This window comes from Martinezella sp. CNPSo 3890 (genome assembly GCF_057784455.1).
In genome coordinates, this window is record NZ_JBXSOR010000003.1 from 164,532 (window position 1) to 190,928 (window position 26,397).

General features: G+C 59.3%; 32 protein-coding genes. 16 read left to right on the forward strand and 16 right to left on the reverse strand.

From position 1 onward, the window contains the following. Window positions 1-16: 16 nt before the first annotated feature. From AC13RC_RS10680 to AC13RC_RS10695, 4 genes are all read left to right on the forward strand, one after another. Window positions 17-799 carry a lysine/arginine/ornithine ABC transporter substrate-binding protein gene (locus AC13RC_RS10680; RefSeq protein WP_488557121.1) on the forward strand — a complete coding sequence of 261 codons (783 nt, stop codon included), beginning with the start codon at window positions 17-19 and terminating at the stop codon, window positions 797-799. 118 nt (window positions 800-917) lie between these two features. Then, on the forward strand, window positions 918-1,730 hold the full coding sequence (locus tag AC13RC_RS10685; protein WP_113333086.1) for an ABC transporter permease: 813 nt from the start codon (window positions 918-920) through the stop codon (window positions 1,728-1,730). Continuing rightward, on the forward strand, window positions 1,727-2,557 hold the full coding sequence (locus AC13RC_RS10690) for an ABC transporter permease (protein WP_113354598.1): 831 nt from the start codon (window positions 1,727-1,729) through the stop codon (window positions 2,555-2,557). Before AC13RC_RS10685 ends, AC13RC_RS10690 begins: the two co-directional genes overlap by 4 nt. A 183-nt stretch (window positions 2,558-2,740) precedes the next feature. Beyond that, window positions 2,741-3,007, forward strand: coding sequence for an usg protein (locus AC13RC_RS10695; protein ID WP_488557122.1), 267 nt, complete (start codon window positions 2,741-2,743; stop codon window positions 3,005-3,007). Window positions 3,008-3,051: 44 nt separating this feature from the next. On the opposite strand, the gene AC13RC_RS10700 is transcribed toward AC13RC_RS10695, so the two are convergent. Continuing rightward, entirely contained in the window at window positions 3,052-3,777 is a 726-nt protein-coding gene (locus AC13RC_RS10700; protein WP_488557123.1) for a DUF2270 domain-containing protein, read from the reverse strand. 146 nt (window positions 3,778-3,923) lie between these two features. Between AC13RC_RS10700 and AC13RC_RS10705 the strand changes: the two genes are divergently transcribed. From AC13RC_RS10705 to AC13RC_RS10720, 4 genes are all read left to right on the forward strand, one after another. Then, window positions 3,924-4,748: a methyltransferase domain-containing protein gene (locus AC13RC_RS10705; protein WP_145317122.1), complete on the forward strand. Its 825-nt coding sequence runs from the start codon at window positions 3,924-3,926 to the stop codon at window positions 4,746-4,748. Between the two features lie 115 nt (window positions 4,749-4,863). Then, window positions 4,864-5,556, forward strand: a complete 693-nt coding sequence (locus AC13RC_RS10710) for a glutathione S-transferase family protein (RefSeq protein ID WP_113333082.1) — start codon at window positions 4,864-4,866, stop codon at window positions 5,554-5,556. Beyond that, entirely contained in the window at window positions 5,549-5,893 is a 345-nt protein-coding gene (locus tag AC13RC_RS10715) for an ArsR/SmtB family transcription factor (protein WP_152096068.1), read from the forward strand. Before AC13RC_RS10710 ends, AC13RC_RS10715 begins: the two co-directional genes overlap by 8 nt. Then, a complete protein-coding gene (locus tag AC13RC_RS10720) occupies window positions 5,890-6,366 on the forward strand; it encodes an SRPBCC family protein (protein ID WP_113333081.1) in 477 nt (158 codons plus the stop codon). Before AC13RC_RS10715 ends, AC13RC_RS10720 begins: the two co-directional genes overlap by 4 nt. Here the strand turns inward: AC13RC_RS10720 and AC13RC_RS10725 are convergent. The 4 genes from AC13RC_RS10725 to AC13RC_RS10740 all read right to left on the reverse strand — a co-directional run bounded on the left by AC13RC_RS10725 (window position 6,363) and on the right by AC13RC_RS10740 (window position 10,373). Next, the gene (locus AC13RC_RS10725) at window positions 6,363-7,163 is read right to left on the reverse strand and encodes an ABC transporter ATP-binding protein (protein WP_145317116.1); all 801 of its coding nucleotides are present in this window, start codon (window positions 7,161-7,163) and stop codon (window positions 6,363-6,365) included. The genes AC13RC_RS10720 and AC13RC_RS10725 overlap by 4 nt on opposite strands. A gap of 10 nt (window positions 7,164-7,173) precedes the next feature. After that, on the reverse strand, window positions 7,174-8,010 hold the full coding sequence (gene ssuC, locus AC13RC_RS10730) for an aliphatic sulfonate ABC transporter permease SsuC (protein WP_145317114.1): 837 nt from the start codon (window positions 8,008-8,010) through the stop codon (window positions 7,174-7,176). A gap of 24 nt (window positions 8,011-8,034) precedes the next feature. Next, window positions 8,035-9,210, reverse strand: coding sequence for an FMNH2-dependent alkanesulfonate monooxygenase (gene ssuD, locus AC13RC_RS10735; protein ID WP_459456472.1), 1,176 nt, complete (start codon window positions 9,208-9,210; stop codon window positions 8,035-8,037). 194 nt (window positions 9,211-9,404) lie between these two features. Then, entirely contained in the window at window positions 9,405-10,373 is a 969-nt protein-coding gene (locus AC13RC_RS10740; RefSeq protein ID WP_488557124.1) for an aliphatic sulfonate ABC transporter substrate-binding protein, read from the reverse strand. Between the two features lie 265 nt (window positions 10,374-10,638). Between AC13RC_RS10740 and AC13RC_RS10745 the strand changes: the two genes are divergently transcribed. Then, the gene (locus tag AC13RC_RS10745; protein WP_488557125.1) at window positions 10,639-11,511 is read left to right on the forward strand and encodes an NAD(P)-dependent oxidoreductase; all 873 of its coding nucleotides are present in this window, start codon (window positions 10,639-10,641) and stop codon (window positions 11,509-11,511) included. Window positions 11,512-11,573: 62 nt separating this feature from the next. Here AC13RC_RS10745 and AC13RC_RS10750 read toward each other — a convergent pair whose 3' ends face one another. From AC13RC_RS10750 to AC13RC_RS10760, 3 genes are all read right to left on the reverse strand, one after another. Continuing rightward, window positions 11,574-12,062 carry an Lrp/AsnC family transcriptional regulator gene (locus AC13RC_RS10750; RefSeq protein ID WP_069613098.1) on the reverse strand — a complete coding sequence of 163 codons (489 nt, stop codon included), beginning with the start codon at window positions 12,060-12,062 and terminating at the stop codon, window positions 11,574-11,576. Between the two features lie 67 nt (window positions 12,063-12,129). Next, window positions 12,130-12,762: a uracil-DNA glycosylase family protein gene (locus AC13RC_RS10755; protein ID WP_488557126.1), complete on the reverse strand. Its 633-nt coding sequence runs from the start codon at window positions 12,760-12,762 to the stop codon at window positions 12,130-12,132. Then, window positions 12,759-13,328 (reverse strand): thermonuclease family protein, encoded by a 570-nt coding sequence (locus tag AC13RC_RS10760; RefSeq protein WP_113354590.1) that lies wholly within the window; start codon window positions 13,326-13,328, stop codon window positions 12,759-12,761. The genes AC13RC_RS10755 and AC13RC_RS10760 overlap by 4 nt, the downstream gene beginning before the upstream one ends. Before the next feature lie 123 nt (window positions 13,329-13,451). Here AC13RC_RS10760 and AC13RC_RS10765 point away from each other — a divergent pair, with 123 nt between their 5' ends. After that, entirely contained in the window at window positions 13,452-14,981 is a 1,530-nt protein-coding gene (locus AC13RC_RS10765) for a sensor histidine kinase (protein ID WP_113333073.1), read from the forward strand. Between the two features lie 122 nt (window positions 14,982-15,103). On the opposite strand, the gene AC13RC_RS10770 is transcribed toward AC13RC_RS10765, so the two are convergent. Next, on the reverse strand, window positions 15,104-15,496 hold the full coding sequence (locus tag AC13RC_RS10770; RefSeq protein WP_092716218.1) for a diacylglycerol kinase: 393 nt from the start codon (window positions 15,494-15,496) through the stop codon (window positions 15,104-15,106). A gap of 185 nt (window positions 15,497-15,681) precedes the next feature. After that, window positions 15,682-16,698, reverse strand: coding sequence for a nicotinate-nucleotide--dimethylbenzimidazole phosphoribosyltransferase (gene cobT, locus AC13RC_RS10775; RefSeq protein ID WP_488557127.1), 1,017 nt, complete (start codon window positions 16,696-16,698; stop codon window positions 15,682-15,684). 127 nt (window positions 16,699-16,825) lie between these two features. Here cobT and AC13RC_RS10780 point away from each other — a divergent pair, with 127 nt between their 5' ends. From AC13RC_RS10780 to AC13RC_RS10795, 4 genes are all read left to right on the forward strand, one after another. Next, the gene (locus AC13RC_RS10780) at window positions 16,826-17,602 is read left to right on the forward strand and encodes an adenosylcobinamide-GDP ribazoletransferase (protein WP_145317103.1); all 777 of its coding nucleotides are present in this window, start codon (window positions 16,826-16,828) and stop codon (window positions 17,600-17,602) included. A gap of 19 nt (window positions 17,603-17,621) precedes the next feature. Next, a complete protein-coding gene (locus AC13RC_RS10785; protein ID WP_113354587.1) occupies window positions 17,622-17,843 on the forward strand; it encodes a DUF1289 domain-containing protein in 222 nt (73 codons plus the stop codon). Continuing rightward, a complete protein-coding gene (locus tag AC13RC_RS10790; RefSeq protein ID WP_113354586.1) occupies window positions 17,840-18,541 on the forward strand; it encodes a retropepsin-like aspartic protease family protein in 702 nt (233 codons plus the stop codon). The genes AC13RC_RS10785 and AC13RC_RS10790 overlap by 4 nt, the downstream gene beginning before the upstream one ends. A gap of 94 nt (window positions 18,542-18,635) precedes the next feature. After that, window positions 18,636-19,541, forward strand: a complete 906-nt coding sequence (locus AC13RC_RS10795; protein ID WP_145317101.1) for a DMT family transporter — start codon at window positions 18,636-18,638, stop codon at window positions 19,539-19,541. A 30-nt stretch (window positions 19,542-19,571) separates the two neighbouring features. On the opposite strand, the gene AC13RC_RS10800 is transcribed toward AC13RC_RS10795, so the two are convergent. The 6 genes from AC13RC_RS10800 to AC13RC_RS10825 form a co-directional block, all read right to left on the reverse strand. Continuing rightward, on the reverse strand, window positions 19,572-20,096 hold the full coding sequence (locus AC13RC_RS10800; protein WP_488557328.1) for a GNAT family N-acetyltransferase: 525 nt from the start codon (window positions 20,094-20,096) through the stop codon (window positions 19,572-19,574). A gap of 2 nt (window positions 20,097-20,098) precedes the next feature. Then, window positions 20,099-21,430, reverse strand: coding sequence for a bifunctional folylpolyglutamate synthase/dihydrofolate synthase (locus AC13RC_RS10805; RefSeq protein WP_488557128.1), 1,332 nt, complete (start codon window positions 21,428-21,430; stop codon window positions 20,099-20,101). 77 nt (window positions 21,431-21,507) lie between these two features. Continuing rightward, window positions 21,508-22,269 (reverse strand): ABC transporter permease, encoded by a 762-nt coding sequence (locus tag AC13RC_RS10810; protein WP_113333066.1) that lies wholly within the window; start codon window positions 22,267-22,269, stop codon window positions 21,508-21,510. Beyond that, on the reverse strand, window positions 22,266-23,192 hold the full coding sequence (locus AC13RC_RS10815) for an ABC transporter ATP-binding protein (RefSeq protein WP_488557129.1): 927 nt from the start codon (window positions 23,190-23,192) through the stop codon (window positions 22,266-22,268). Before AC13RC_RS10815 ends, AC13RC_RS10810 begins: the two co-directional genes overlap by 4 nt. Before the next feature lie 386 nt (window positions 23,193-23,578). Next, window positions 23,579-23,833: a hypothetical protein gene (locus AC13RC_RS10820; protein WP_113333064.1), complete on the reverse strand. Its 255-nt coding sequence runs from the start codon at window positions 23,831-23,833 to the stop codon at window positions 23,579-23,581. A 106-nt stretch (window positions 23,834-23,939) separates the two neighbouring features. Then, complete coding sequence (locus tag AC13RC_RS10825) at window positions 23,940-25,133, reverse strand: extensin-like domain-containing protein (protein ID WP_488557130.1); 1,194 nt, start codon at window positions 25,131-25,133, stop codon at window positions 23,940-23,942. Between the two features lie 241 nt (window positions 25,134-25,374). Between AC13RC_RS10825 and AC13RC_RS10830 the strand changes: the two genes are divergently transcribed. Beyond that, window positions 25,375-25,764: an acyl-CoA thioesterase gene (locus AC13RC_RS10830; protein WP_069613114.1), complete on the forward strand. Its 390-nt coding sequence runs from the start codon at window positions 25,375-25,377 to the stop codon at window positions 25,762-25,764. A 4-nt stretch (window positions 25,765-25,768) separates the two neighbouring features. Then, window positions 25,769-26,359, forward strand: a complete 591-nt coding sequence (locus AC13RC_RS10835) for a hypothetical protein (RefSeq protein WP_113249267.1) — start codon at window positions 25,769-25,771, stop codon at window positions 26,357-26,359. The last annotated feature ends 38 nt before the right edge of the window (window positions 26,360-26,397 follow it).

Sequence of the window (26,397 nt, forward strand, 5' to 3'; positions counted from 1 at the left end):
AACAGAGAGGGTCAATATGCGCATCTCCACTCGTCTTCTTGCCGCCGCGTCCTTCGCCGCAATGTCGCTCGTCGCCGGTGCGGCGCTTGCCGACGGCGACACGATCGTCTTCGGCACGGACGCGACCTACCCGCCTTTCGAATCGCTTGACGCCGGCGGCAAGTTCGTCGGCTTCGACATCGATATAACCAATGCGCTTTGCGATCACATGAAGGTTAAGTGCACCTTCGTGAACCAGGATTTCGACGGTATCATTCCAGCCCTGCAGGCCAAGAAGTTCGACGCGATCATCTCGTCCATGTCGATCACGCCCGAGCGCGAGAAGATCGTCGACTTCACCAACAAGATCTACAACACGCCGCCGGCAATCGCCGTTCCGAAGGACTCCGCTCTCAAGGAAGCGACCGATGAGGCCCTGAAGGGCAAGACGATTGGTGCGCAGTCGTCCACGACGCATGCAAACTATGCCTCTGCGCACCTGAAGGATGCCGAGCTCAAGCTCTATCCGTCGGCTGACGAATATAAGCTCGACCTCAGCAATGGCCGCATCGATGCAGCCATCGATGACGTCGTCGTGCTGTCCGAATGGGTGAAGTCCGATGCGGGCAATTGCTGCAAGATGCTCGGCACGCTGAAAAGCGATCCGGTCATCAACGGCGTCGGTGCTGGCATTGCCGTGCGCAAGGGCGATACGGCCCTCAAGGACAAGCTGAACGCCGCGATCGTCGCGATCCGCGCTGACGGCACCTACAAGAAGATCCAGGACAAGTATTTCGATTTCGACGTCTACGGCGACTGATCGCCCGTCGATTCCCTGGGAAAAGACGACGGCGGAAGCTTGCCCTTCCGCCGTTTTTGTTTGACAACGAGAAGAATATAAGCAGAAACGCGGCAAAAGCCGCTAGGGGAAATACAGCATGAGCGGATTGTTTTCCGCCCTTGGTTCCTTGTGGACCTGGTTGACTACGATTTTTGACCCATTGTGCGGTCCTGCGGGACTGTTCACCGTGTTCAGCATGTTCCGCCCGGACACCATGCTTGCTTGCGGCGACACGGGCTGGGGCGACGAACTGGCCGGCGGTTTGAAGATAACCATCGCCGTCTCGGTGCTGACGCTGCCGCTCGGCATCGTCATCGGCTTCTTCGTGGCGCTCGCGCAACAATCCGAGGAAAGGCCGCTGCGGCTTGCGGCAGGTGTCTTCACGACGATTTTCCGCGGCCTGCCGGAACTGTTGACGCTTTTCATCATCTACTACGGCATGCAGATCCTTCTGCAATCGCTGCTTGCCAAGTTCGGCTACAATGGCCCCGTCGAGATCAATGCATTCGCGGCCGGCATGGTAGCCCTGGCGATCGTCTTTTCCGCCTATTGCTCGGAAGTCCTCCTCTCTGCCTTCAAAGCCATTCCCAAAGGTCAGTATGAGGCGGGTGATGCCCTTGGATTTCATCGGGCGCGAACCATGCGGCTTATCATCGTGCCGCAACTCGTACGTATTTCCTTGCCAAATCTCGGGAACCTCTGGATGAACCTGCTGAAGGATACGTCCTACGTGTCCATCATCGGTCTTGCCGACATCATCAGGCAGACGGGGATTGCCGTTCGTGCCACCAAGGCACCTTTCACCTTCTATTCCATCGCTTGCCTGTTTTATCTGACACTGGCCGTCATCTCTTCCGTCGGCCTCTTCTATCTCGATCGATGGGCTAAACGCGCGGAGGTCCATCGATGAGCCATGCCGAAGTTCTGATCGCCGCGCGACCGGCACCGCCGGAGACGGTCAGGAAACTGTCCAAGGCGCGCATTGCCGGTTACTTCTTTCTGACCCTCTGGGCCATTCTCGGTATTTCGCTGCTGGCGATGATCGTCTTCGGCTGGGACGTCGACAAGCTCGAAACCTACGGCCCGAGGCTTCTGCATGGCCTGGGCATTACGATCAAACTGGTCGCCACATCCTTCATCCTCGGCGCCATCCTCTCGATACCGCTCGCTTTCGCCCGTATGTCGAGCAATAAATTTCTAAGCACGCTGACCTATTGCTATGTCTATCTGTTTCGCGGCACGCCGCTGCTGGCCCAGATTTTCATGGTCTATTACGGTTTCCCGAGCTTCCGCTGGTTGCTCGAAGACATAGGTCTCTGGTGGTTCTTCAAGGATCCCTTCTATTGCGGCGTCTTCGCCATGACACTGAACACGGCCGCCTATCAGACGGAAATCGTCCGAGGCGCCATTCAGAGCGTGCCGAGGGGCCAGCGGGAAGCCGCCAGCGCGCTTGGTATCCATACCTGGATCGCCTTCCGCAAGATTATCATTCCCCAGGCGCTCATCGTGGCGCTCCGCCCTTACGGCAATGAGATCATCCTGCTGATCAAGAGCTCGGCCACCGTCTCCATCATCACCGTCTACGACCTGATGGGCGAGACCCGCTATGCCTTCTCACGCACCTATGATTACCAGATCTATCTCTGGGCAGCGATTTTCTACCTCGTGATCGTGGAACTCATGCGGAATGGCTGGGCACGGATGGAAGGCCGGCTGACGCGGCATCTCAAGCGCTGATCTCGCCAAGGCTGCGCCCAGGCGCAACCTTGGCAGCACTCCCACATAGATGCTGCTAACACATTGATTTCTGTGAATAAATTTGGTTCATGACATTTTTGTAAAGCTTGAGTTTATCATCTGCTGTTTCCATATTTGAGTGACCATGAGTCACGAAAAAATGGGAACGGAAAGAGAAAGCTCATGCACGACGACATGCAAAAGCAGTTGCAGGGTTATGGGTTGACCACGGCGCAGATCTTCTACCGCCTACCCGATCATCCGCAATTCCTGCAGACCTATATCTGGCAGGACTATGATCTCGCCCCGAACTTCCCGGAAATGCACGGCTTCCTGAAATTCTGGCAGGAAACGCTGGATGGCCCGCTGCATTCCGTGCGCTATGTCCATCGCAAGCTGATTTCAGCAACCGAATGGCGGGCGCTAAAAGGAGAATTCATCCTGCACTAAGCAGCCGGATCGCCTGGACGACGTCGCGATCGGCTGTGCCGCCGTCAGACATGCGCCTCGCCATGGATGAAATCCCCGTCGTCCGGCCCGCGACGGAGCGCGCCGTAGAGGACAAAGGCATAAAATACCACGACGAGGATGATGACCGCTTCGCCGGGCATCGGTCCGAGTGCCGCATTCTCGATAATATAGCTCCACGAGTGCGGCATCTCTTGCACGCCACCATTCGTCTGGAGTCTCGGTGTTGAAATCTTCAATATCCAAGCAAGGAGCAGGATTCCATACATCCAGCAGTAATTGCGCCTTAACCGCCGCTGCGCCGCCTCTGCATAGCTGAGTAAAAGCCGCGGAGACCGAAGGCTGGCCGCGATCGGCAGCGCCCAATCGGAACTGAGTTCGGCCTGCGGCGCCAGAATCTGGGCGAAATAGTGCCGCTCCAATTGCCGCACCCGCGAGCGGTAGACATCGAAGAAGCGATATCGCCGCGCCTCGATCATCAGCAGCAGGGTGATCAGCATCATGCCGAACAGCAAAACACCGTGATGCGATGTCGGTGTCGACAGCGACACGGACAGTAGAGCCGCAACCACCGTGATCGCCCAGTTCGATGTCCGGTCGATGCGATCGCGCCAACTCGTCATCCTCCCCAATTCACCCCGATAATAATGGGTCAGCGTATTGGTGACTTCAGCCGACGTCGACGGCAAGGAGGGGCGGCCGCGCTCCGCCGGGCCGCTTGTCGGGTTGGGTGCGGTGAGTTCATTGTCCATGGTGGTTCCTCCCTTATTTTTTGTCCGGATAGCGCCCTCCCCAAGCCGCCTATGCCGAAGGTCATATTCTGCGCCTGCACGGCAAGCATTGCAAAAGCCGATCAGGCATCTTAATGCCTGCGTGACAAAAGGAAGGGCCTGTAACCATGGCAAAGAAGAAGATCGACGAAGACGCTCTGGCGGAAGCCTATAACCGGGCATTGGCGCTGGAGAAGGCCGGCGATATCGACGCTGCGGTGCAGGCCTACGAGCATGTTCTGGCTCTCGACCCGGAGGATCATGGCGGCGCAGCCGTGCGCATCGCCTCGATGGGACGCGGCGAAACGCCGGTCAAGGCGCCTGATGCCTATGTGGAGACGCTCTTCGATCAGCATGCTGAGGTTTTCGAGGATGTGCTGGTGGAGCAGCTCGGCTACCACGTCCCGGTTCTCGTGCGCCAGCGCCTGCAGGCGCTTGGTCTCGGCCCCTTCAAGCGCATGCTCGATCTCGGCTGCGGCACGGGCCTGACGGGTGGCACGTTGCGCGATATCGTCGAGGATATCACCGGCATCGACATTTCCGAGAACATGGTCGAAGTCGCCCATGAGAAGGACATCTACGAGACGCTCTTCGTCGCTGAGGTCGAGGATTTCCTTGACGACAACGATGAGGATGCCTTCGATCTCATCACCGCGACGGATGTCCTACCCTATCTCGGCGCCCTGGAACCGCTCTTTTTTGGCGCAGCCGAAAACATGACGCCAGGCGGCCTCTTCATCTTCTCTTCGGAGACCCTGCCTGAGGCGACCATGGCTGGACGTCCCTATATGGTCGGCCCGCATCAGCGCTTCGCCCATTCGGAAGCCTATGTACGCGAGCGGCTGACTGCGACGGGTTTCGAACTCGTCGAAATCACCGACATCAACGTCCGCATGGAAGATGGCCAGCCAACGCCCGGCCATCTGGTCATTGCCCGTCGTCTCGCCGATTGAAGCGAAATACATCACGCCGAAAATAGTTATCCATTTGGATAACTATTTCCTTGCGCAGCGACCAGCAACCTGATACTTAGCCATTCAGATAAGTATCAGCTCGGAAGGTTGTCGCATGTCCCTTATTCTCTATCAGCATCCGCTCGCCTCGTTCTGCCACAAGGTCTTGATGGCGCTTTATGAGAACGGAACACCCTTCGAAAGCCGCATCATCGATCTCGGCAATGCGGAATCGCGTGCCTCGCTGGTGCGCCTCTGGCCTCTCGCCAAGTTTCCAGTCCTGCGCGATGAAGCACTCGACAGCACCGTTCCGGAGACCAGTATCATCATCGAATATCTCGACCGGCATTATCCCGGCGCAACGCAGCTGTTGCCGACCGAACTTTCGGATGCCCTGTGCGTCAGGCTCTGGGATCGCTTCTTCGATCTCTATGTGCAGGAGCCGATGCAAGCGATCGTCGCGGACGTCCGCCGCACAGACGAGAATCGCAGCCCGCAAAGCGTCGCCGACGCCGAGACCTTACTGCGCACCGCCTACGGCATGATCGAAAAGCAGCTGGACGGAAAGATTTGGATCACCGGCGACAGCCTGACCATGGCGGATTGCGCCGCCGCGCCAGCTCTGTTCTACGCTGAAACCCTTGTCCCCTTCGCCAAAGAGCATGGTCGGCTGAGAGCTTATTATCAACGCCTTATCGAGCGCCCGTCCTTCGCGCGCGTATTGCAGGAAGCAATGCCTTATTTCCATATGTACCCTTATAGTGACAAGCTGCCGGCGCAGTTCCGGCCGGAAAAGCCGAATGCTTGAGGAAACACAGGTACTCGACCGGATGTTCCAAGCCCTGTCCGACCAGAGCCGGCGCGGCATGATCGACAGGCTCGGACGTGGACCGGCCTCGGTCACGGAACTGGCACAGCCGCTCGACATGGCGCTGCCGACCGTGATGAAACATCTGCAGGTGCTGGAGACGAGCGGACTGGTACTATCTGAAAAGACCGGTCGGGTGCGCACCTATCACCTGCGCAAGGAAGCGCTGGCAGCCGTCGAGCGCTGGATTGCCGAACGCAAGGCATCCTGGAACAGGACCTTCGACCGGCTCGACCTCTTTCTCGCTGATACATCGACGGAGACGACAGACGAATGAGCATCAGATCGACAGACCATACGACCATCACCATAGAGCGTTATTTCAAGGCGCCCCTGCCGAAGGTTTTCAATGCCTGGGCAATCCCCGAACAGAAGCAGCGATGGTTTGCCTGCCACGGCGAATGGAAGCAGCTGGATTTCCAGCTCGATTTCCGCACTGGCGGCAGCGAAAGCAACCGTACTGCCTCCACGGATGGCGTCGTGCATGCCTATCAGGCGCGCTATATCGACGTCGTCCAGAACGAGCGCTTCATCTATGCCTTTGACATGATGCTCGACGACGTCAGGATTTCGGTGTCGCTCGCAACGGTCAATTTTGCCTCAGAACCCGGCGGCACGAAAATGACCTTCGTCGAGCAGGTCGTTTTCCTCGACGGCTATAGCGACAATGGCTCGCGCCTCATGGGCACGGAAATCGGCTTTGACAATCTCAGGCTCTACGTCGAGGGGAACGATAGCAGGCCGAATTAACCCCGTGCGTCACCGAGGATTGCCGCCAGCAGCTGCCCTTCGAGCTCTGCCAGCGCCGGATTGCCATGGCGGCGCGGATGCGGATAGGGAATGGCAAGATCGAGCACGATCCTGCCCTCGTCCAGCACCACGACGCGATCGGCCAGATGCACGGCTTCGCTGACGTCGTGGGTAACAAGCACGGCGGTAAAGCCCAATTCACGCCAGACGCGGTTCAGCAATTCCTGCATGCTGATGCGGGTCAAAGCATCCAGCGCACCGAGCGGTTCATCGAGCGCGAGGATACCGGGCTTGCTGACAAGCGCACGGGCCAGCGCCACGCGCTGCTTCTGTCCGCCGGAAAGGCTGGACGGCCATTCGCCGGCCTTCTCGGCCAGCTGCACCTCGGAAAGAACGGCGGCCGTTTCCTTGCGTGAAATATCCTGCGGGACGCCCTCGCCCAGACCTACCGCAACATTGTCGGCGACAGAAAGCCAAGGCAGCAAACGCGGCTCCTGAAACACGATGCGCGTATTCGGTTGCGCGTCACTGCGGTCGGCTGCCTCAAAGCGCAAATGGCCCGCACTCGGCTCTTCCAGCCCCATAAGGATGCGCAGCAGCGTGCTCTTGCCGCAGCCGCTCTTGCCGATGACGGCGACGAACTGGCCGGCGGGAATATCGAGATCGATGCCACGCAGGACGCGGTTGTTGCCGAAACTCTTCTCCAGACCCTTGATATGGATGGCTGCGGCGCCCGTAACTTGGGAGGCGACATTTTTGGCTTCCGCCCGCGGGCGATCGAGTGTGTTGACGCTCATGGGAAGCTCCTCAATTCTGGTAGGCCGGGTTCCAGCGCAAGGCCCTGCGCTCGATCGTCCGGGCGACGACATCGGCGAGCTTGCCGAGGATGGCGTAGATGACCAGCGTCAGCACCACGACATCTGTCATGCCGAACTCGCGGGCATTGTTGGCCATGTAGCCGATGCCCGACGATGCCGCGATCGATTCAGCCACAATCAGCGTCAGCCACATGATGCCGAGGGCGAAACGCAAGCCGACGAGAATGGACGGAAGCGCGCCGGGAAAGATGACCTTCCGGAACAACGTCCAGCTGCTCATGCCATAGACCCGTCCCATCTCGATCAGCCCGCGATCGACATTGCGCACGCCGTGATAGGTGTTGAGGTAGATCGGGAACAGCACGCCGAGCGCCGTCAGGAAGAGCTTGGATTCTTCGCCGATCCCGAACCAGAGGATGACGAGCGGCACCATGGCAAGGTGCGGAATGGTGCGCAGCATCTGCAGCGTCGTATCCGTCAGCTGTTCAGACAGCCGCGAGACACCATTGGCGATACCGAGCAGAAAGCCTATCGAGCCGCCGACCAGCAGGCCGGCGAAAGCGCGGCCGGCGCTGACGAGGATATTGTTCGGCAGCTGCCCGGAGATCGTGGTTTGCCAGAAGGCGATCACAACCGCCGCCGGCGACGGCATGATACGGGTGGAGATCCATCCAAGCGACGAGCCCAGCTGCCATCCCGCGATGACGACGATCGGCAGCAGGAACGGCAGAAATCTCTGGAACGAGATGCCTTGCCGCGCGACCCTGGCCTGGCGCGCGCGCCGTTCCGAGGCCACGCGGACGAAGGACGTGTCGAATGCCGACATGGGAATCTCCCTTTTAAACTGGCGTTACGAGCCGGAAACGACCTTGAGATTGCCGCCATGGCTGCCGCCGGCGAAAATCTGCTTGGCGCCGAATTCGTTGCGGAACCCGGCACGCTGCTCGTCACGCTTCAATCCCAGTTCAGGGAAGAGAAGCTCTGCAACGCGATAGGCTTCCTCCAAATGCGGATAGCCCGAGCCGATCACGGTTTCGATACCGAGCTCCTGATATTCCCGCAGCCTCGCGGCAACCGTTTTCGGCGAGCCGACAAGCGCCGTACCCGCACCGGCGCGAACCAGCCCGACGCCAGCCCAGAGGTTCGGCGAAACTTCGAGCTTGTCGCGGCGGCCGCCATGCAGCGCGGCCATGCGCTTCTGGCCAACGGAATCGGACTGGTTGACGAATTGCTCCTGCGCTTCGCGGATCGTCTCGTCGTCAAGCTTGGAAATCAGCTTGTCGGCCGCAGCCCATGCTTCTTCGTCCGTCTCGCGAACAATGAAATGCAGACGGATGCCGAAGCTGACTTCGCGTCCCCGTTTGGCAGCGGCCGCCCGCACCTTTGCAATTTTCTCGGCGACCTGTGCCGGCGGCTCGCCCCAGGTCAGGTACTTGTCGACGCGACCGACTGAGAATTCGATGCCGGCATCGGAAGAACCACCGAAATAGAGCGGCGGGCGCGGTGCCTGCACCGGCGGTAGGCCGAGCCTCGCATTGGTGGCCTTGATATACTTGCCCTCGAAAGTGGACGATCCCGTCTCCAGAAGCTCTTCCCATACGTGGAAGAATTCATCAGCATGGGCATAGCGTTCGTCATGCTCGAGGTGAATACCATCACCGGCGAGCTCTGCCGGGCTGCCGCCAACGACGATGTTCAGCAGCACGCGGCCATTCGAGACACGATCGAGCGTCGAGGCAAGGCGCGCATAGTAAGCCGGTGACGCCGTACCCGGGCGGATCGCGACGAGGAACTTGAGCTTCTGCGTATGCGCCGAGAGCGCTGCAGCGGTGACGAAAGACTCTTCGCAGGAAACACCAGTCGGCAAAAGCACGCCCGTATAGCCCAGCCGGTCGACCGCCTGCGCGATCTGCTGAAGATAGCCAATCTCCGGCCCGCGATTGAGATCGGTTGTGCCGAGATAGGTGCCGTCACCGGAGGTCGGAATGAACCAGAGGAAATCGATGGGTTTTGCGGTCGCGGTCATGAAGCTTTCCTGCTTTCTGGATGCGCGTGGTCGGGAGCCACCTCCCGATGTTCGATCCGGATAGTGGCATAGACCAGGGATTATATCGACAATATGGATTTTCTAATCGCCTGTATCTGGCGAAATATTTTTCCTGATAAAGCCCACGCCCGTAGTGTTTCGGGCGCGGGCGATATCTGCGGATCTGGTCAGCCTCAGCTCGCCTTCGGCCGCCAGACAATGTCCGTAACGTTCAGCTTCTTCGGAACAATGCCAAGATTATAGAACTCGTCAGCCAGTCCCTGCTGATAGGCGATCGCCGCATCCGTAATGGTCGAGACGCCGCCAAGATTCGCACCCGGGCGCGTCAGCACCACCCGCGTCACCTCGGCTGGTACGCCCGTGATTTCGGACATAGCCTTAACGGTGCTGTCCAAATCCGATTGCGCCGCAGCCCCCACCTTGGCCAGTTCGTCGATGACGTCGATAATCACCTGCGGATTATTCTTGGTGAAATCGCCGTTCGCCAGGAAATAGCTGAAGGAATCGACGATGCCCCGCGCAGTCGCGAGGATGCGTGTATCCGGATCAGCCTCTGCAATGGCGAGATAGGGATCCCAGATCGACCAGGCGTCGATCGCGCCCGTCTTGAACGCAGCGGACGCATCCGGCGGCGCGAGATCGAGCGGCTGGACATCGTTGATACCAAGCCCACCTTTGCGAAGCGCCTTAACGGCGACGTTGTGGGCGCTGGAGCCGCGCTTGAAGGCAAGCTTCTTTCCCTTGAGATCGGCAAGCGTCTGGATCGGCGAATCCTTGCGCACGAGAATGGCGGAGCTTTCGGGGCTGCCGGTGTAAATGCCGACATAGAGCAGATTACCATTGGCAGCCTGGGCAAACAGCGGCGGCACATCGCCCGTGGCACCGAAATCGAGAGCACCGGCGCCGAGAGCTTCAAGTAGCGGCGGACCGGATGTGAATTCCGACCATTCCACGGATATGCCGCGATCGGAAAGTCGCTTTTCCAGCGCCCCTTCGCGCTTCGCCAATGCCAATACGCTGTTCTTCTGCCAGCCAATTCGAAGCGTCGTGGCTGCGGCCGCACGTGACTGTCGAACGGAAGGTAAAGCGAAAGCTGCCGCCGTCGCACCGAGAAGGCCGAGTGTCTGTCTGCGCGAAATCATCGAAGATCCCTTTTCATGAGGCCTCGGCGCTTCCGCGGCCATCGGCTCGTTGTCGATGGCTTAAGATCGCAAATCCATAAATTATATCGACAAAGGAAATTATGAAGATTCGCAACGATAGCGAATTAAATTCCAATAAACGCAAAAATTGGAAACGAGATTTCAAATCATATGCCATGGTGACAAGTTGCCCGACAAATCGGTCTTTCGTCTCTCTGGCCTTTCGGCTAAGCCTTCGAAACAAATTCGGCCAGGGAGTTATGAAATGGCAAAGGTCTCGTTCATCGGCATGGGCGTCATGGGCTATCCCATGGCCGGACATTTGAAGGTCAAGGGTGGGCATGACGTCACCGTCTATAACCGCACCACCGCCAAGGCCGAGGAATGGGCCAAGCAATATGACGGCAAGTTCGCCCCTACCCCAGCTCAGGCCGCTGAAGGTGCCGATTTCGTCTTCACTTGCGTCGGCAATGACGACGACCTGCGCTCGGTGACGACAGGCGAGAACGGCGTCCTTTCAACCATGAAGGCGGGCTCGGTGCTCATTGACAACACGACGGCGAGCGCTGAAGTCGCCCGCGAACTCTACGCCGCCGCAAAGGAAAAAGACGTCGACTTCATCGACGCCCCGGTTTCCGGCGGACAGGCAGGCGCGGAAAACGGCGTGCTAACCGTCATGTGCGGCGGTGATGAAGCCGTGTTCGAAAAGGCCCGCCCCGTCATCGACGCCTATGCGCGCATGGTCGGCCTGATGGGACCTGTCGGCGCGGGACAACTGACCAAGATGATTAACCAGATCTGCATCGCAGGCATCGTTCAGGGTCTGGCAGAAGGCATTCACTTCGGCAAGCAGGCCGGCCTCGATATCGAGAAGGTCGTTGAGGTCATTTCCAAGGGTGCCGCCGGCTCCTGGCAGATGGAGAACCGCCACAAGACCATGATTTCAGGCAAATATGATTTCGGCTTCGCAGTGGACTGGATGCGCAAGGATCTCAGCATCGTGCTCGAGGAAGCCCGCCGCAACAAAGCCAAGCTGCCGCTCACGGCCCTCGTCGATCAGTTCTACGGCGACGTCCAGGCGATGGGAGGCAATCGCTGGGATACCTCCTCGCTGCTCGCGCGCCTGGACAAGAAGTAAAGGGCCGCAGCGAAATCAGCGGCTTCTGCTGAGCGCCTCTTCAAAACGGCGCTCAGTTCATGTCAATCCTCGTTGGACTTGGCATTTTCCAGCAGCATGTAATCGAGCGGCAGTTCCGTCGAGTACTTGATCTGCTCCATCGCGAAAGCCGAAGAGACGTCTCGGATTTCGATCTTGGCGATCATGCGCTTGTAGAAAGCGTCATAGGCAGCGATATCCGGAACGACGACGCGCAGAAGATAGTCGACATCGCCGCTCATGCGATAGAATTCCACCACTTCCGGGAAATCAGCGATCACTTCCGAAAAGCGCTTCAGCCATTCGATGGAGTGGCTGTTGGTGCGGATGGACACGAAAACCGTGACCTTCGTGTTGACCTTTTCCGGATCGAGCAAGGCCACGCGGCGCCGAATGACGCCATCCTCTTCCATCTTCTGGATGCGGCGCCAGCAGGGCGTCGTCGAGAGACCGACCTTCTTGGCAAGATCGGCTACGGCCAGAGTGGAATCCTCCTGCAGCAGGCGCAGGATTTTGCGGTCAAGACGGTCCATTTAAAGCATCCCTTCGAATTATATTCTCTCTATAGCTTATTTTTAGCGATAGAAAAGAAACTTTTTCTCAAGGAAGCAGGCTTTTCACACGTTGTTGCAAAACGGGAAGCAACTCGGCCTCGAACCATGGGTTTCGTTTCAGCCAGCCGCTGTTGCGCCAACTTGGATGCGGCAATGGCAGGACGGACGGCGACCGGTTGGTTAGAAGGTAACGCCGCCACTGCGCGACCGTCTCGGTCATCGACCTCATACGCTCTGCCCCAAGATGCCAGGCCTGAGCATATTGACCGATCGTCAGGATCAATTCGATCTGCGGCATCGCATCCATTGCCCGCTGCCGCCACAACGGCGCACACTCCTTGCGCGGCGGCAGATCGCTTCCCGCCTTGTCATAGCCCGGAAAGCAGAAGCCCATGCCCATTATGGCGAAGTGGTCCGGATTGTAGAAACTCTCGCGATCCACGGCGAGCCACTGACGCAAACGGTCACCCGAGGCATCGTTGAATGGCAGGCCGCTCTCGTGAACGCGCAATCCCGGCGCCTGCCCTGCGATGAGTATCCGCGCAGTCGACGATAGTGTCGCAACCGGACGCGGCTCATGTGGCAGGCGATCCGCCTCGCCCTTGGCCGGTGCGTCCCGACAGAGACGGCAGGCCGCAATCGCGGAACGCAGGATCTGCAATTCGCTCTCCTGCTTCATGGGGCGCTCCATCCGACAAGCTGGCGTAAATAGCCGAACAATCCGGCAATCGGATCATTGCCATCAGCCATACGCTCCTCGCGCCGATAGTCGCTCGGCCTCTCGAAATCACTGGCCCAAAGCCCGGCTTTCGCCTGCCGTGCGCTCCGTTCCTCGCTCGCATAGGCACCATAGGAAACCGCCATGCCGTTGCGAACCATCGCGGCGTTGATATCGAGATCGCCGGTGACGCATGTCACCAGCAGGCGACCATAGCGATCCCTCTCCCATCCCCGGCATTCGGGCGCTCCGGTCTTAATCATTGTGGCAAGCGCCTTGCGTGCTTCTTCGCCGCAGGCCCAATCCGCGCCACTGCGCTGGCAGTGCTGCCGATATTCGGGAGCATCGATGCCTTTCAGCCTCAAGCGTTCGCCGTTGGCGGAAAGCGTGTCGCCATCGACGACATAAAACTTGCCGTTTTGAACGATTTCCGGTCGATTGTTCATCTTCAACGCGAATAATGCAAGAATGACAAGCAGCGCGAAAGTGACCACGCCGTCACGAAACAGGCGGCGCGACCGCATCACGTTGTTGCCTCCTTTAAGAACAAATCCTTGGCGAAGATGGCAAACAAATCATTTCGGCGCAGCATCTTCTTAAGATTTGAAGGCTAGTGTGTAGCCTCAGGCAGGCCAAGTTTCAATGTAACCATGAGCACCGGCGTCAGCACATCGACAGATAAAAACATTGTCGACCGATCGCGCAGTCACCGTAACCGGGCTGTGTCGAAGGCCGTGCGGCAAACGCGCGAACGCCTGCAAAGCGGCCATAGCCGCAATTTCGACCGCGAACTGATGATGATGCACATCGACACCTTACGGCAGAGTGCTGCCGTCGTGCCGATCTTCGTTATCGTGGTCGCCGTTCTCGGCGTCTACCTCACACATGATGCCGGCATTCTCTTCTGGACCATTCCAATCCTGACGGCCCATGCCATCAACATGCTGATCGGACGGCGCGCCAAGAAGCAGGAAATGTCGGCCGAAAGCGCCAGAAAGTGGCGACAGCTGCTCTTGCTGGGGCAATTGCTCGTCGGCTTCTGCTGGGCGCTCTTCACGATGCAAAATTGTGCGACCTGCGGTGGCGACAGTTTCGCCTTCTACAAAGGGACGACGCTGCTTGCGGCGATCTGCATCACGGCCATGTCCAGCTTCATGTTGCCGCGGGCTGTTCCATTTTCCTTCGCACCGGCGACCGTCGCACTGGCCGTGGCCGCGATCCTCACGCGAAGACCCTCCGATATCGCCCTCACTGCGGCCGTTTCGGTTGCCGTGATATTCTTCAGCTTCATCACCAACCGCATGTATCAATCGAACCTGAAGATCCTCTCCTTCCAATCGGAGAAGGACGATCTGATTGCCGAGCTGGAAGTCGCGAAGTCGATGTCGGATGAAGCGCGCCGGCGTGCCGAGGAAGCAAACCTTGCCAAATCGCGCTTTCTTGCTTCCATGTCGCATGAGCTTAGAACGCCGCTGAATGCGATCCTCGGCTTTTCCGAGGTCATGTCGGCGGAGGTCATGGGGCCGCTCAACAATCCGACCTATCGCGAATACACCAGTGATATTCATCGATCCGGCCAGCACCTGCTCAACCTGATCAACGAAATCCTCGATCTCTCGCGCATCGAGGCCGGCAAATACGAGCTGAACGAGGAAGCGATTTCCCTCCTCGATATTGCTGAGGATTGCATCGGCATGGTGCAGCTGCGTGCCCGCGCCAAGAACATTTCGATCTCATCGCAATTCGAAGCGCAGCTGCCTTCCGTCTGGGCCGATGAGAAATCGATGCGCCAGGTGATCCTTAATCTCCTGTCGAATGCGGTGAAATTCACGCCGCAAGGCGGCGAGATCAGCGTCAAGGTTGGCTGGACGGCCGGCGGCGGCGAATATGTCGCGATCAAGGATAACGGTCCGGGCATTCCCGAAGAGGAGATCCCGATTGTCCTGTCCGCCTTTGGTCAGGGCTCCATCGCCATCAAGAGCGCCGAACAGGGCACTGGCCTTGGTCTGCCGATCGTACAGGCCATTCTTGCCAAGCATGACGGTCAGTTCATGCTGAAATCAAAGCTACGGGAAGGCACGGAGGTCATTGCCATATTGCCGCCCAAGCGCGTGCTGCAAAGTCTGCCGGCGGTCGAGGACGCGCCGCTCGCCGAACGGCGCAAGAAGAGCTTCGCTTAAACGCAGCTCGGGTGCTGATCGCTAGACGCGCCAGCTTTTCACGGAATCTCTGAACCGCACTATCTCTTTGTTGTCTCGCAATTCCGGACGGAAGACCGCTACGCACTTTTCCTGGAATTGCTTTAGCGAAACAGCAGATGGCTGCCGATAACATAAAGAAGGTAGATGCCGGAGGCGACCAGCATGCAGAGAACGGCAAACGAGCCGAGGTCCTTGGCATGTTTGCCGACGTTGGAAATCTCCGGCGAGATCCGGTCGATCACCTCTTCCACCGCCGTATTCATGGCCTCAACTGCGAAGACGGCGAGGAACAGCACCATGGCGATGACGATCTCGCCGATGGTCGCACCGACCGCAATCAACAGGATCAGTCCCACCCCGGCAAAAAGCAGTTCCTGGCGAAAGGCCGATTCCTGCAACAGCCGCTGAAATCCGCCCCAGGAGTAGCCTGCAGCGGCGAAAAAATGCCGAATTCCGGTCTCCTTGTTGACCGCAGATTTTGAAAACTCAGCCATTCGCGCTCCGCCCGTAGTGTCCCGGTTGCAATCTGGATGCCTTGCGAATACCGCCTCACCGTGGGCGAAGCAAGGCGACGCCGCTCGCCGCCTTCAAAATTCATTGCAGATTTATGACGAGAAACCGATCATCTACAGGAAATTGAGCGGCGAAACGCTTATTTCAACGTCTCGCCGCCAAGTTTTCAGTGCTTGTTCGTAACCCCGGCGCTTTCGAACGTCGCCATGCCCGAATGGCAGGCGGCTGCAGCCTTGACGATGCCGGCGGCCAGTGCGGCCCCCGTACCCTCACCAAGCCGCATGCCGAGCGCCAGAAGCGGTGTCTTTCCGAGCTTCTCGATGGCGCGGAGATGACCCGGCTCGGCCGAGACGTGCCCGATCAGGCAATGGTCGAGCGCAGAGGGATTGGCGGCCTTGAGAATAGAAGCGGCAGCCGTCGCGACATAACCGTCGATGACAACAGGGATCCGTTCCATGCGTGCGGCGAGAATGGCGCCGGCCATCGCCGCGATCTCGCGGCCGCCGAGGCGGCGCAGGATTTCCAGCGGATCGTTGAGATGATCGCGATGCAGCGCCACCGCCTTCTCGACGGCAGCGATCTTGCGCTTCAGCATCTCACCTTCCGAGCCGGTGCCTGGGCCAACCCAGTCTTCGGCCTTGCCGCCATAGAGCGCGTAATGAATGGCCGCGGCGATCGTGGTGTTGCCGATGCCCATTTCGCCGATGCAGAGCAAATCTGTACCGCCAGCAATCGCCTCCATGCCAAAGGCCATGGTCGCGGCACAGTCGCGCTCGCTCAATGCCGGTTCTTCGGTGATATCGCCCGTCGGGAAATCGAGGGCGAGGTCGAAGACCTTAAGGCCGAGATCGTAGGCAACGCAGATCTGGTTGATCGCGGCTCCGCCGGCTGCGAAGTTTTCCACCATCTGCTGGGTTACGGAAGGTGGAAACGGCGTAATTTCCTGCTTGGTGACGCCGTGAGTGCCGGCAAAGATCGCCACCAGCGGCCGGGTCACGGCCGGCGCACGACCGGTCCAGGCGGCCAGCCAGAAAGCGATTTCCTCCAGTCTTCCAAGCGCGCCCGGCGGCTTGGTGAGCTGCGCATCACGTTCGCGCGCGGCCACGAGCGCCCGGGCATCCGGGCCTGGAAGGTCGCGCAGCAATGCGCGGAAATCGTCGAATGGGAGGCCGCTGACGCTCATGAATGCGTTCCTTGTCTTTTGGTCTCAAATCGGGTTCTTTGCGTGCGACTCTATTAGTCCTGGGAATCGGTGCGAACAACTCCAAAAGCGCCCGATGCTGTCGCGCGTATGGCGGGGAGAGGAAGAAATGCGGGAATATATGCGTGACATCGCGCGCGCCGTCGCTTTCTTGAGCCGCCTTCCCGTGCCGTCGTCCTTCTTCGAAGGCCATGACGGCAAGCTCTCGCGCGTTTCACGCGCTTTTCCCGTTGCTGGCTTGCTGATTGCCCTGCCCTCGGCGCTGACGTTCAGCGTGCTACTCGCCCTCAGCGCCGATCCGTTGATGGCCGCATTGCTGGCGCTCGCCGTGCAGACGATCCTGACCGGCGCCCTCCATGAAGACGGGCTCAGCGACACGGCGGACGGATTGGGCGGCGGCAAGGACCGCGAGCGCGCGCTCGAAATCATGAAGGATAGCCGCATCGGCACGTTTGGGGCGGCAGCGTTGATATTGTCGTTCGGATTGCGGGCGGCGGCACTTGCAGCCATCGCCCGGCATCTGCCGCCTGAGGACGCCGCTGTCGCAATTCTCGCCGCGGCCACCTTGAGCCGCGGTGCCATGGTCTGGCATTGGTACGCCCTGCCATCCGCGAAACCGGATGGGATCGCGGCATCGGCAGGCAAGCCGGATGGCGATGCCATGCAGCTGGCGCTGATTGCGACATTGGGCCTCGCGATACTGCTCGTCGGTCCCGCCATGGGCGTTCCGGCGTTGGTTGGCTGCCTTCTCACGACGAGCGTCGCGACATTTCTTGCCACAAGATATGTCCGTCAGAAAGTGACCGGCCATACGGGCGATACGATCGGCGCGACGCAGCAGATTTGCGAGATCGCTTCCCTCTGTACCCTTGCCATGTGCATTTGAAGCATCGATATATGATCCCATGCTGACACCTTGCATCCTCGTCTGTTCCATCGACCAGAATACCGGCTATTGCTTCGGCTGCGGCCGCACATCGGCCGAAATCGGCGCGTGGATGAGCTATAGCGACGACGAGCGCCGTCAGATCATGGAAGTGCTTCCGGAGCGTCTGACCAAGGTCGAGCGCAAGCCGCGCCGGGAGACTCGCCGCCAAAGGATGGCACGGGAGCGCAGCGCCGTATGAACCGCCTGAACATCGTTCTCGCCATTCTCGGCATCGGCCTCGCACTGCTCATCTTCAACAATAACACCGGCTCCACCTTCGGCATGCGCAACGACGACTTCGCCCGTGTCGTCTATCTCCTGCCGATCGCTCTGATGATGAGCGCCGCGGTGTGGGCGAGCCGGCATACGGTCAGCCAGTCGATCCGCAATCTGCTGATCTGGTTCGTCATCATCATGGCGCTCGCGACCGCCTATATCTATCGCTACGATGCCCAACAGGTCGGCAATCGCGTCTTCGCCGGCCTTATGCCCGGCCACGCCGTTGTCGTCACGACGAGCGAAGGCGGTCAGGAAGTCATCCTTCACAAGCGCTCGAACGGGCATTTCGAAGCACGGGTCATGATCAATGGCCAGCCGATCGACATGCTGATCGACACCGGCGCCAGCACCATCGCCTTATCGCAGGAGGACGCCGAGCGCGTCGGCATCATCCCGGAAAACCTCACCTATTCGCAGACAGTGTTGACCGCCAACGGCCGCGCCAGGGCGGCTCCCGTGGAACTCGGCTCCGTGGCAATCGGCCCGATCAAGCGCAGGGATGTCGAGGCGAGCGTGGCCGAAGCGGGCAAGCTCGATCAGAGCCTGCTCGGGATGAGCTTTCTCGAAACCCTGGGGTCGATGCAGATGCAAACCGACGAGCTTCGGCTGCGTGATTGATGAACCGAACGCGATAGTTCGGTTGGGAGCGAAGCATTCGCCGGTCTCTTCGCTCTAAAAGACGGCATGTCCAAACCTTATAAGAGTGAATACGATGACGCCGGCAAGACCTAACCTGACGACCGAACTGCTTCTCCTCCTCGCCCTCGCCACCTGCTGGGGTGCCTCCTACACCTTCATCCGCATCGGCGTAGCAACCATCCCGCCGATCACGCTGATCGCCGCCCGCACCTTGATCGCCGGCCTTGTTCTGCTTGCGATCATTCGCTGGCGTGGTCTGAATCTGCCGCGCGACGCCGCCACCTGGAAGCGCTTCCTCATTCAATCCTGCCTCAACAGCGCCATCCCTTTCACGCTGATCGCCTGGGCGGAACAGACTGTCGATGCCGGCCTTGCGACCATATTGAATTCCACGACGCCGATTTTCGCCTTTCTGATTGCCGCCTTCGTGTTGCGCAGCGAACCGTTGACCGGCCGCAAGCTTTTCGGCGTGATTGCTGGCATGGCCGGTATCTGCCTGATCATCGGCCTCGATGCGCTGCATGGAATGGGCCGCCAGCTGCTGCCGCAGCTCGCCGTCGTCGCGGCATCGATCTGCTATGCCTGCGCCGCGCTTTTCGGCCGAAACTTCAAGGGGCTGGACCCGATGATGCCGGCAGCCGGCTCGTTGCTTTGCGGTGCCGCTCTCCTGATCCCGGCAAGCCTGATTGTCGAACATCCCTGGCAGATTGCGCCGTCGACAGCCTCAATCCTGGCACTGCTCGGCCTGTCGGTCGTCTCCACCGCGCTTGCCTTCAGCATCTATTTCCGGCTTATCCAGACCCTCGGCTCGGTCGGCACGACGGCACAAGCCTATCTGCGCGTCCCGATCGGCGTCACCATCGGCGTCGTCTTCCTTGGCGAACCTCTGTCTCCGACCGCAGCCATAGGTCTTGTCTGTGTCGTGGCTGGCGTCATGGCCATGACCATCGCCCCACGCAAGCGGATCGCAGCCGGATGAAATCGCCATTCATCGGCTTGCATGGGACAATCAGATCAGAACGGACAAGTCGTCCCATGCAAAAATGAAATTGTCGGAACGCCAGACCGGACCCGGGTCCGTGTACCGACCGATCAATTGCCCTCCGAGTGCACGATAAAAGGCAATCGCCGATTCATTGCCGACGACCACACCAAGCGCCGCACCCGAATAGCCCATGGATACAAGTTCCCGCGCCAATTCTCGCATCAGACGACGGCCAAGTCCCTGGCGTTTGATGGAAGCATCGATATAGAGCGACTTAATCTCGCCTCGCCCCTCGAATATGGCATCGGACGGCGCGTTGATCGCGCCGATACCGACAAGCCGCCCGCCCTGCTCGGCAAGAAGCACGCGCTGATCCCTGCGGGGATTTGCGAGTATATCCGCCCACCGCAGACGGCGGAAATCCTCGTCGAGAGCCTGATAAATCTCAGCAGACACCAGGTCGCGATAGGCGTCGCACCAGATCGCGCGATGCAGTCTCGCCATCTCGGCGACATCGCTGGCAAGAGCAGGCCTGATCGTAATTTCCATCGTCACCCTACGCTCCCCTGGACAGTGCCGCGCAGAGCGCCGACAAGATAGAGCGAGCCCGTCACCAGGATCCAGCCGCCCACCTCCGCAGCTTTCGCGACGGCATGATGAAGCGCTTTCTGCGGGTTGGGCTCGGCTTCGCAGGCCATACCCATCGAGATCGCCAATGCCTCCAGCTCGCTCGCCGCATGGGCGCGGCCCGATCCGGACGCTTCCGTAAAGACCGCATGGGCCACATATCGCGAGAGCACGTTCAAGAAGCCGGGAGCATCCTTGTCGGATGCAAGTGCGACAACCGCGATGCAATCGCCGCTGATGCTGGACGAGCGCGTGATATCGCGCAGGACTGCTTCGATATTGAATGGCACATGCGCGCCATCCATGATGACGGGCAAGCTCTGTCGCCCGCTTCGAAGCGTGGGTGGTAGGGCAAGGTCGAAGCGCTCCATCCGTCCCGGCAGCCGCGCCTTGTCGATGACGGCCGGTTCGAGCAGCCACGCGCCGACCGGCTGCCCCTTTTTGCCCGCCGTCTGCACGCTCTCGCCTTGTCGTCCCAGATGATCGAACACAAGGCCGACCAGCGAGATATTCGTCTCCGCAATCGTCGCGTCTTCGGGAAGATCGGTTCGCAGTACCTGGCAGCCAAGCTCATCGGCACGCTGCTGCAAGACCTTTCCCGCGGCATCGTCGATAGCAAGCGTGGTGGCAAGCGTGGCGCCGGACTTCAATATGCCGACCTTCTCACCCGCGATCGCCTCGCGCGTGACCCCAAGAATTTCCGTGTGCTCCAGCCCGATATTCGTGACGATGGCAACTTCGCCGAAGGCGACATTGGTGGAATCCAACCTGCCGCCAAGGCCGACCTCGATGACGGCCCAGTCCAAGCCGACCTCTTTGAACACGAGGAATGCAGCGGCCGTAATCACATCGAACCAGGTCGCATCTTCACCCGCCGTCGCGGCCTGCTTTGCGCCCTCGTAGCCATCCAGAACCTGCATGATCGCCGTCGCCAGCGCATCATCCTCGACTTCCTGGCCAAGAATACTGACACGCTCGTTCACCCGGTCGACATGCGGCGATGCGTAGCGACCGACGCGCCAGCCGGCCCGCAGTAATCCCGCTTCGAGGAGCGCTGAAACCGATCCCTTGCCCTTGGTGCCGGCAACGTGGATGGCGCGAAAGCTGCGATGCGGATTGCCCAGGCGCTGCATGAGGTCGAGCATCGGCTCAAGACCGACCCGCATCTCCCCGCGCGGCTTGCGCTCCCAGTTGGTCAGCTGGTCGAGCCGGGAGAGTGCTTGGGGCAGCGAGGGATTGAGATGAGCCTGCGACATTGGATGCTTTCCTGGACCATTTTGTTGCGGCTGCAAAAGCCACGGGCCTTCTTAAGCTCGCCAGGCTAGCACCGCCATCAATTTCTCAAACGATATCCTGTGCGGAAAATCCATCCCAGGATGACCAGACAGACGACGAGGAAAAGCGTGATCATGGCAAGGCTCAAGCCAGGATTGACATCTGCGATGCCGTAGAAGCTCCAGCGGAAACCACTGACCAGATATAGGACCGGATTGAGGTGGCTGACCGCCTGCCAGAAGGGCGGCAGCATGTTGATCGAATAGAAGCTGCCGCCGAGGAAGGTCAGCGGCGGCACGACCAGCATCGGGATGAGGTTCAGCTGCTCGAAATTTCCGGCCCAGATGCCGATCATGAAGCCGAACAGGCTGAAGGTGACTGCCGTCAGCACGAAGAACAGGATCATCATGAACGGATGCTCAATCCTGATCTCGACGAAGAAACTTGCCGTGGCGAGAATGATCAGGCCAATCAGCATCCCCTTGGTCGCCGCCGCGCCCACGTAACCGAGCACGATCTCGGTCATGGCGACAGGCGCCGACAGTACCTCGTAAATGGTACCGGTGAATTTGGGGAAGTAGATGCCGAAGGAGCCGTTGCTGATGCACTGGCCGAGCAAGGTCAGCATGATCAGGCCGGGCGTGATGAACGCCCCATAGGAAACGCCCTCGACCAGGTTGATGCGCGAACCGATCGCGGCACCGAAGACGATGAAATAGAGCGATGTGGAAATGACTGGTGAGACGACGCTCTGCAGCAGAGTGCGGCGCGTGCGGGCCATTTCGAACGAATAGATAGACTTGATCGCTTCGAAGTTCATTTGCCTGCCTCCACCAGCGATACGAAAATATCCTCGAGCGAACTCTGGCGCGTCGAAAGATCCTTGAAGTGAATTCCCTCGGCAGCGAGTTTCGACAGCAGAGCCGCGATGCTCGACTGCTCGTGCTGTGCATCGAAATCATAAATGAGCGTCAGGCCGTTCGGCCCTAGCGAAAGCCCGTTGCCGTCGAGGGACTGCGGTACGGCGTGGAGCGGCTCGTTCAGATCGAGAATGAGCTGCTTGCGGCCCAGCTTGGCCATCAGTGCCTTCTTCTCCTCCACAAGCAGCAGCTCGCCGCCATTGATGACGCCGACGCGATCGGCAGCCTCCTCGGCCTCTTCGATGTAATGCGTCGTCAAAATGATGGTCACGCCGGATGCGCGCAGGCGCTCGACCACATGCCACATGTCCTTGCGCAACGTCACGTCAACACCGGCCGTCGGCTCGTCGAGGAAGAGGATCTCCGGCTCATGCGACAGCGCCTTAGCGATGAGCACGCGCCGCTTCATGCCGCCGGAAAGCTGGCGAAGCATGTTGTCTTTCTTCTCCCAGAGCGAGAGATCGCGCAAGATCTTCTCGATATATTCGGGGTTCGGCTTCTTGCCGTGAAGCCCGCGCGAGAAACTTACCGTATTCCAGACGGTTTCGAACTGATCGGTGGTCAACTCCTGCGGCACGAGACCGATAAGGCTGCGCGTGGCGCGGAAATCGCGCACGACGTCATAACCGCCCACGGTCACGGACCCACCGCTTGGATTGGCAATCCCGCAGACGATGGAAATCAGCGTCGTCTTGCCCGCGCCATTCGGCCCCAGCAGCGCCAGGATTTCGCCCCGCTCGATATCGAGATCAATGCCCTTCAGCGCCTGGAATCCGTTGGCATAGGTTTTCGTAAGATTGCGTATGGAAATGATCGCAGCCATAGTCAGGCAAAGTCCGGCTTTTGTGATGAATTTCGCGGCGTTTGCCCGCTATATAGCCGGTCTTGGGCTTTTACCACCCCACGGTAGTGAAACACAGCGTTCGTCTAAGCGGAATAAGCTGTCATCAAATCGTGACCTTCGTCGGGCATATAGCTCCTTAGGTGAGCAACGTTTGTCGCAACTCCGCCCAACGCCTCTTGGCGACACCGTCAGCGCCTGTTGTATTGGCCGATTTATTGCCTTCGCATTCATATTGCATGCATCATCATTGCAACATGAAGTTCTTTTCTGGAGCCGGCGAGGATTCCCCGTCGTTGCCATGCTCCGCTCAAGCCGGCTCAGCCGGCTTTTTTCTTTTTGCCAGCTTACGACCTGGAAAACGACCGCTACCAGTTGCCGTTGACGCCGCAGCCCGCCGGCGGCAGCGTCTTGTGCTCGAAGCGTGCCTTCAGCATCGCACAACCCTTGTCGCGAATGGGTCCGGGCATCATGGAGTTGAGACCGATGCCGACTTCATCGAACGGATCGTCGGCATAGGCGACATAAACGTACCAGCGGCCGCCGATGACGATAATGATGGCAATCAGTGCAGCAAGGAGCGCCCTTCCCAGGCTTTTCTTTCGTCTTGGTACGTCTTCCATGAACCCCTCTCTGGCACCCAATGCGCGCAGTTGAGCGCGATTCCGTCGAAAGGTAAATCAGCTTTCCCGTTTGACAAGTGTAGATGCTGTTCCGGCAAAGGGCCAATCAAAGGCTGCAATAGCGCCGGCCGCCCTTTCGGTCCCTGAGGTCGAAATGAAAGTGGTTCCAGTGCTCCGGATTGCTGCCCGGACCAAGCACGGTATCGAAATAGCGGCAACTGTCGCTGCGTACCGCCTTGAGCAACCGCCCTTCCCGGAAGGAAAACAAACCCTTCTTCCGCACGTCGATCACATGGCCATTCTTCAGGATGAAGGTGCCGACATCGATCGCATTGCCATGCGCATGTTCCGACATCGGATTATAGCGTTGCCGGCTATTGTTCATCCGCCGGCAGGAATAGCCGCCGAGCGGTACGATCGTGCCGATGCCGGTCCAGTAGCGCGTGCGTGCGGCTGGAGCGAGTTCGTTCTTCACCCATTTGGCGAAGGCGAGCGTCACCTGGCAATTCAAAGTTACCGCCGGTCGGACGGCGATATTGCCGGAAAGGCCGCTCAGCGAAACCGGATAGGGAACCTGACATGCAGGACCGTTCGAGATCGCCGGCTTGTCGGTATAGACGACGCCCATGCGCTGCAATTCCTGGCGGCAGGCGATTTCCGAAGGCGGCATCATCCCCGGTGTTGATTGCGGCGCTTCGAACTGCTGATCGAGGCGCGGTATCGGATTTTCGACACGGGGCAGCATCGCAACCTGCGTTCCCGGCAACTGCCTCGGTATCCGCGACTGATTGAGCTCGGCCTGCGCGGCCGGGCGCTGCACGACCGAGCGGTTGGTCTGTACCGGCGCATCGGTGCCGATGCCGTCGACCACGGGCTGGTCGGACTGACCTTCGGCAATGTTCTGCTGCTCCTCCTGCGCCAATCCGACCACCGAGGCGGATTGCGCCTCCTCACTTGGACCGACGCCAAGCTCGGCGTCCATGTTGACGCCCTGGGAGGGAATATCCGACTGCTGCGCTAAGCCGGCTTCGACATCCGTCGTGGTCACCGCCTCACCCGTTCCGCTGGAACGAACGGGACCGCCACTTTTGTAATTGCTCGACGCGGAAACGACGGGATCCTGTACCCCTTGGTAGGCGAATTGCCTTTGCGGCAAGCTGCGATGCGGCTTGATCGAGCCGACGCGCGAGGAGCTGTCGATGCCAGAAGGCGGCACGAGGCTGTCTGCCGTACAGGCGACCAGCGCCGACGACAACAGCAATGGCAGCGCGACCCGCCGTAGAATGGGTAAAATGGCCATAGTCCTGATCCGCTGCCCCAGCCACGGTCGGTAACGATTACAAATCCTAAATGGGAAGGGTGAACGAAAGCTTACCGCAGGGGTCCCGCTGTTTTACAACGGTACCGCGTGAGTATGGAATCGCCTGAAGCAAAGCGCGTGACCCACATGAGTCCTCCATGGAAATGCCAGCATGGCTTTTCCATCGCGGCAGGATTGCATAGGCTGATTGCCGGAATCGACCGTGAACAGGAGCAGAAGAATGAATGACAGCGTCAAACCGAGAGGCGAGCTGACATTGCGCACGCTCGCCATGCCCGCCGACGCCAATCCTGCCGGCGATATTTTCGGCGGCTGGGTCATGGCGCAGATGGACTTGGCAAGCGGCATCCGCGCAGCCGAGCGGGCGCGTGGACGCGTGGTCACGGCAGCGGTCAAGGAGATGGCCTTCGAACTGCCGGTCAAGATCGGCGATACGTTGAGCGTCTTCACCGATATCGAACGCGTCGGCCGTACCTCGATCACGCTGAGCGTCGAAGCATGGGCACACCGCGCCCGTTATAACAGCCTGGAGAAAGTCACGGCTGCGACCTTCATCATGGTCGCGCTCGATGAAAGCGGCTTGCCGAAGGCTGTACCAGAGGAGAGCTGACGCGATGGATTCCGCGCACACACCAGAAGTCTATGTCTATATCAGGACGGTCATGAGCATGGTGATCGGCCTTTCGCTCGCCCAGCTTCTGACCCGGCTTGCCGGATTCGTGCAGGCGCCGGGCAAGAACAAGATCTATCTCGTCCATATCGGCTGGGTATTGTCCATGTTCCTCTTCATCATCCATTTCTGGTGGTGGGAGTATCGGCTGCAATCCGTCGCGCAGATCAATTTCGGCGTCTACCTCTTTCTCATCTGCTTCTGCTGCCTCTTCTATTTCCTCTGCGTATTGCTCAATCCGCCCTCGGTCGAGGACTATGGCGGCTTCGAGGAATATTTCATCTCCCGCCGCCATTGGTTCTTCGGCCTGCTCGCCGTCACCTACGCCGTCGATCTCATCGACACATTGCTGAAGGGAGAGGCCTATTTTCGTTCTCTCGGCTGGGAATATCCAATACGCAATGTCGTTTATGTCATCCTGTGCATCATTGCCTCGATCACCGCCAACCGGCGCTTCCAGGCGGCATTCGTGATCGTCGGGCTGATCTATCAGATCACATGGATCTTCCGCCTCTACGACGTGCTTCCGGTATAGCGATCCCATCGTCCGGGGGCATTAAATCCACTGCTATT

Excerpts from the sequence above, each read along its gene's own strand:
- AC13RC_RS10685 (WP_113333086.1), top strand. The coding sequence starts at position 918 with ATGAGCGGATTGTTTTCCGCCCTTGGTTCCTTGTGGACCTGGTTGACT.
- AC13RC_RS10810 (WP_113333066.1), bottom strand. The coding sequence starts at position 22,269 with ATGAACTTCGAAGCGATCAAGTCTATCTATTCGTTCGAAATGGCCCGC.
- ssuC (WP_145317114.1), bottom strand. The coding sequence starts at position 8,010 with ATGTCGGCATTCGACACGTCCTTCGTCCGCGTGGCCTCGGAACGGCGC.
- AC13RC_RS10750 (WP_069613098.1), bottom strand. The coding sequence starts at position 12,062 with ATGGACCGTCTTGACCGCAAAATCCTGCGCCTGCTGCAGGAGGATTCC.
- AC13RC_RS10795 (WP_145317101.1), top strand. The coding sequence starts at position 18,636 with ATGACGCCGGCAAGACCTAACCTGACGACCGAACTGCTTCTCCTCCTC.
- AC13RC_RS10825 (WP_488557130.1), bottom strand. The coding sequence starts at position 25,133 with ATGGCCATTTTACCCATTCTACGGCGGGTCGCGCTGCCATTGCTGTTG.
- AC13RC_RS10785 (WP_113354587.1), top strand. The coding sequence starts at position 17,622 with ATGCTGACACCTTGCATCCTCGTCTGTTCCATCGACCAGAATACCGGC.
- AC13RC_RS10745 (WP_488557125.1), top strand. The coding sequence starts at position 10,639 with ATGGCAAAGGTCTCGTTCATCGGCATGGGCGTCATGGGCTATCCCATG.
- AC13RC_RS10725 (WP_145317116.1), bottom strand. The coding sequence starts at position 7,163 with ATGAGCGTCAACACACTCGATCGCCCGCGGGCGGAAGCCAAAAATGTC.
- AC13RC_RS10755 (WP_488557126.1), bottom strand. The coding sequence starts at position 12,762 with ATGAAGCAGGAGAGCGAATTGCAGATCCTGCGTTCCGCGATTGCGGCC.
- AC13RC_RS10830 (WP_069613114.1), top strand. The coding sequence starts at position 25,375 with ATGAATGACAGCGTCAAACCGAGAGGCGAGCTGACATTGCGCACGCTC.
- AC13RC_RS10805 (WP_488557128.1), bottom strand. The coding sequence starts at position 21,430 with ATGTCGCAGGCTCATCTCAATCCCTCGCTGCCCCAAGCACTCTCCCGG.
- AC13RC_RS10800 (WP_488557328.1), bottom strand. The coding sequence starts at position 20,096 with ATGGAAATTACGATCAGGCCTGCTCTTGCCAGCGATGTCGCCGAGATG.
- ssuD (WP_459456472.1), bottom strand. The coding sequence starts at position 9,210 with ATGACCGCGACCGCAAAACCCATCGATTTCCTCTGGTTCATTCCGACC.
- AC13RC_RS10790 (WP_113354586.1), top strand. The coding sequence starts at position 17,840 with ATGAACCGCCTGAACATCGTTCTCGCCATTCTCGGCATCGGCCTCGCA.
- AC13RC_RS10770 (WP_092716218.1), bottom strand. The coding sequence starts at position 15,496 with ATGGCTGAGTTTTCAAAATCTGCGGTCAACAAGGAGACCGGAATTCGG.
- AC13RC_RS10680 (WP_488557121.1), top strand. The coding sequence starts at position 17 with ATGCGCATCTCCACTCGTCTTCTTGCCGCCGCGTCCTTCGCCGCAATG.
- AC13RC_RS10715 (WP_152096068.1), top strand. The coding sequence starts at position 5,549 with ATGCTTGAGGAAACACAGGTACTCGACCGGATGTTCCAAGCCCTGTCC.
- AC13RC_RS10705 (WP_145317122.1), top strand. The coding sequence starts at position 3,924 with ATGGCAAAGAAGAAGATCGACGAAGACGCTCTGGCGGAAGCCTATAAC.
- AC13RC_RS10695 (WP_488557122.1), top strand. The coding sequence starts at position 2,741 with ATGCACGACGACATGCAAAAGCAGTTGCAGGGTTATGGGTTGACCACG.
- AC13RC_RS10780 (WP_145317103.1), top strand. The coding sequence starts at position 16,826 with ATGCGGGAATATATGCGTGACATCGCGCGCGCCGTCGCTTTCTTGAGC.
- cobT (WP_488557127.1), bottom strand. The coding sequence starts at position 16,698 with ATGAGCGTCAGCGGCCTCCCATTCGACGATTTCCGCGCATTGCTGCGC.
- AC13RC_RS10835 (WP_113249267.1), top strand. The coding sequence starts at position 25,769 with ATGGATTCCGCGCACACACCAGAAGTCTATGTCTATATCAGGACGGTC.
- AC13RC_RS10690 (WP_113354598.1), top strand. The coding sequence starts at position 1,727 with ATGAGCCATGCCGAAGTTCTGATCGCCGCGCGACCGGCACCGCCGGAG.
- AC13RC_RS10740 (WP_488557124.1), bottom strand. The coding sequence starts at position 10,373 with ATGATTTCGCGCAGACAGACACTCGGCCTTCTCGGTGCGACGGCGGCA.
- AC13RC_RS10700 (WP_488557123.1), bottom strand. The coding sequence starts at position 3,777 with ATGGACAATGAACTCACCGCACCCAACCCGACAAGCGGCCCGGCGGAG.
- AC13RC_RS10820 (WP_113333064.1), bottom strand. The coding sequence starts at position 23,833 with ATGGAAGACGTACCAAGACGAAAGAAAAGCCTGGGAAGGGCGCTCCTT.
- AC13RC_RS10765 (WP_113333073.1), top strand. The coding sequence starts at position 13,452 with ATGAGCACCGGCGTCAGCACATCGACAGATAAAAACATTGTCGACCGA.
- AC13RC_RS10720 (WP_113333081.1), top strand. The coding sequence starts at position 5,890 with ATGAGCATCAGATCGACAGACCATACGACCATCACCATAGAGCGTTAT.
- AC13RC_RS10815 (WP_488557129.1), bottom strand. The coding sequence starts at position 23,192 with ATGGCTGCGATCATTTCCATACGCAATCTTACGAAAACCTATGCCAAC.
- AC13RC_RS10710 (WP_113333082.1), top strand. The coding sequence starts at position 4,864 with ATGTCCCTTATTCTCTATCAGCATCCGCTCGCCTCGTTCTGCCACAAG.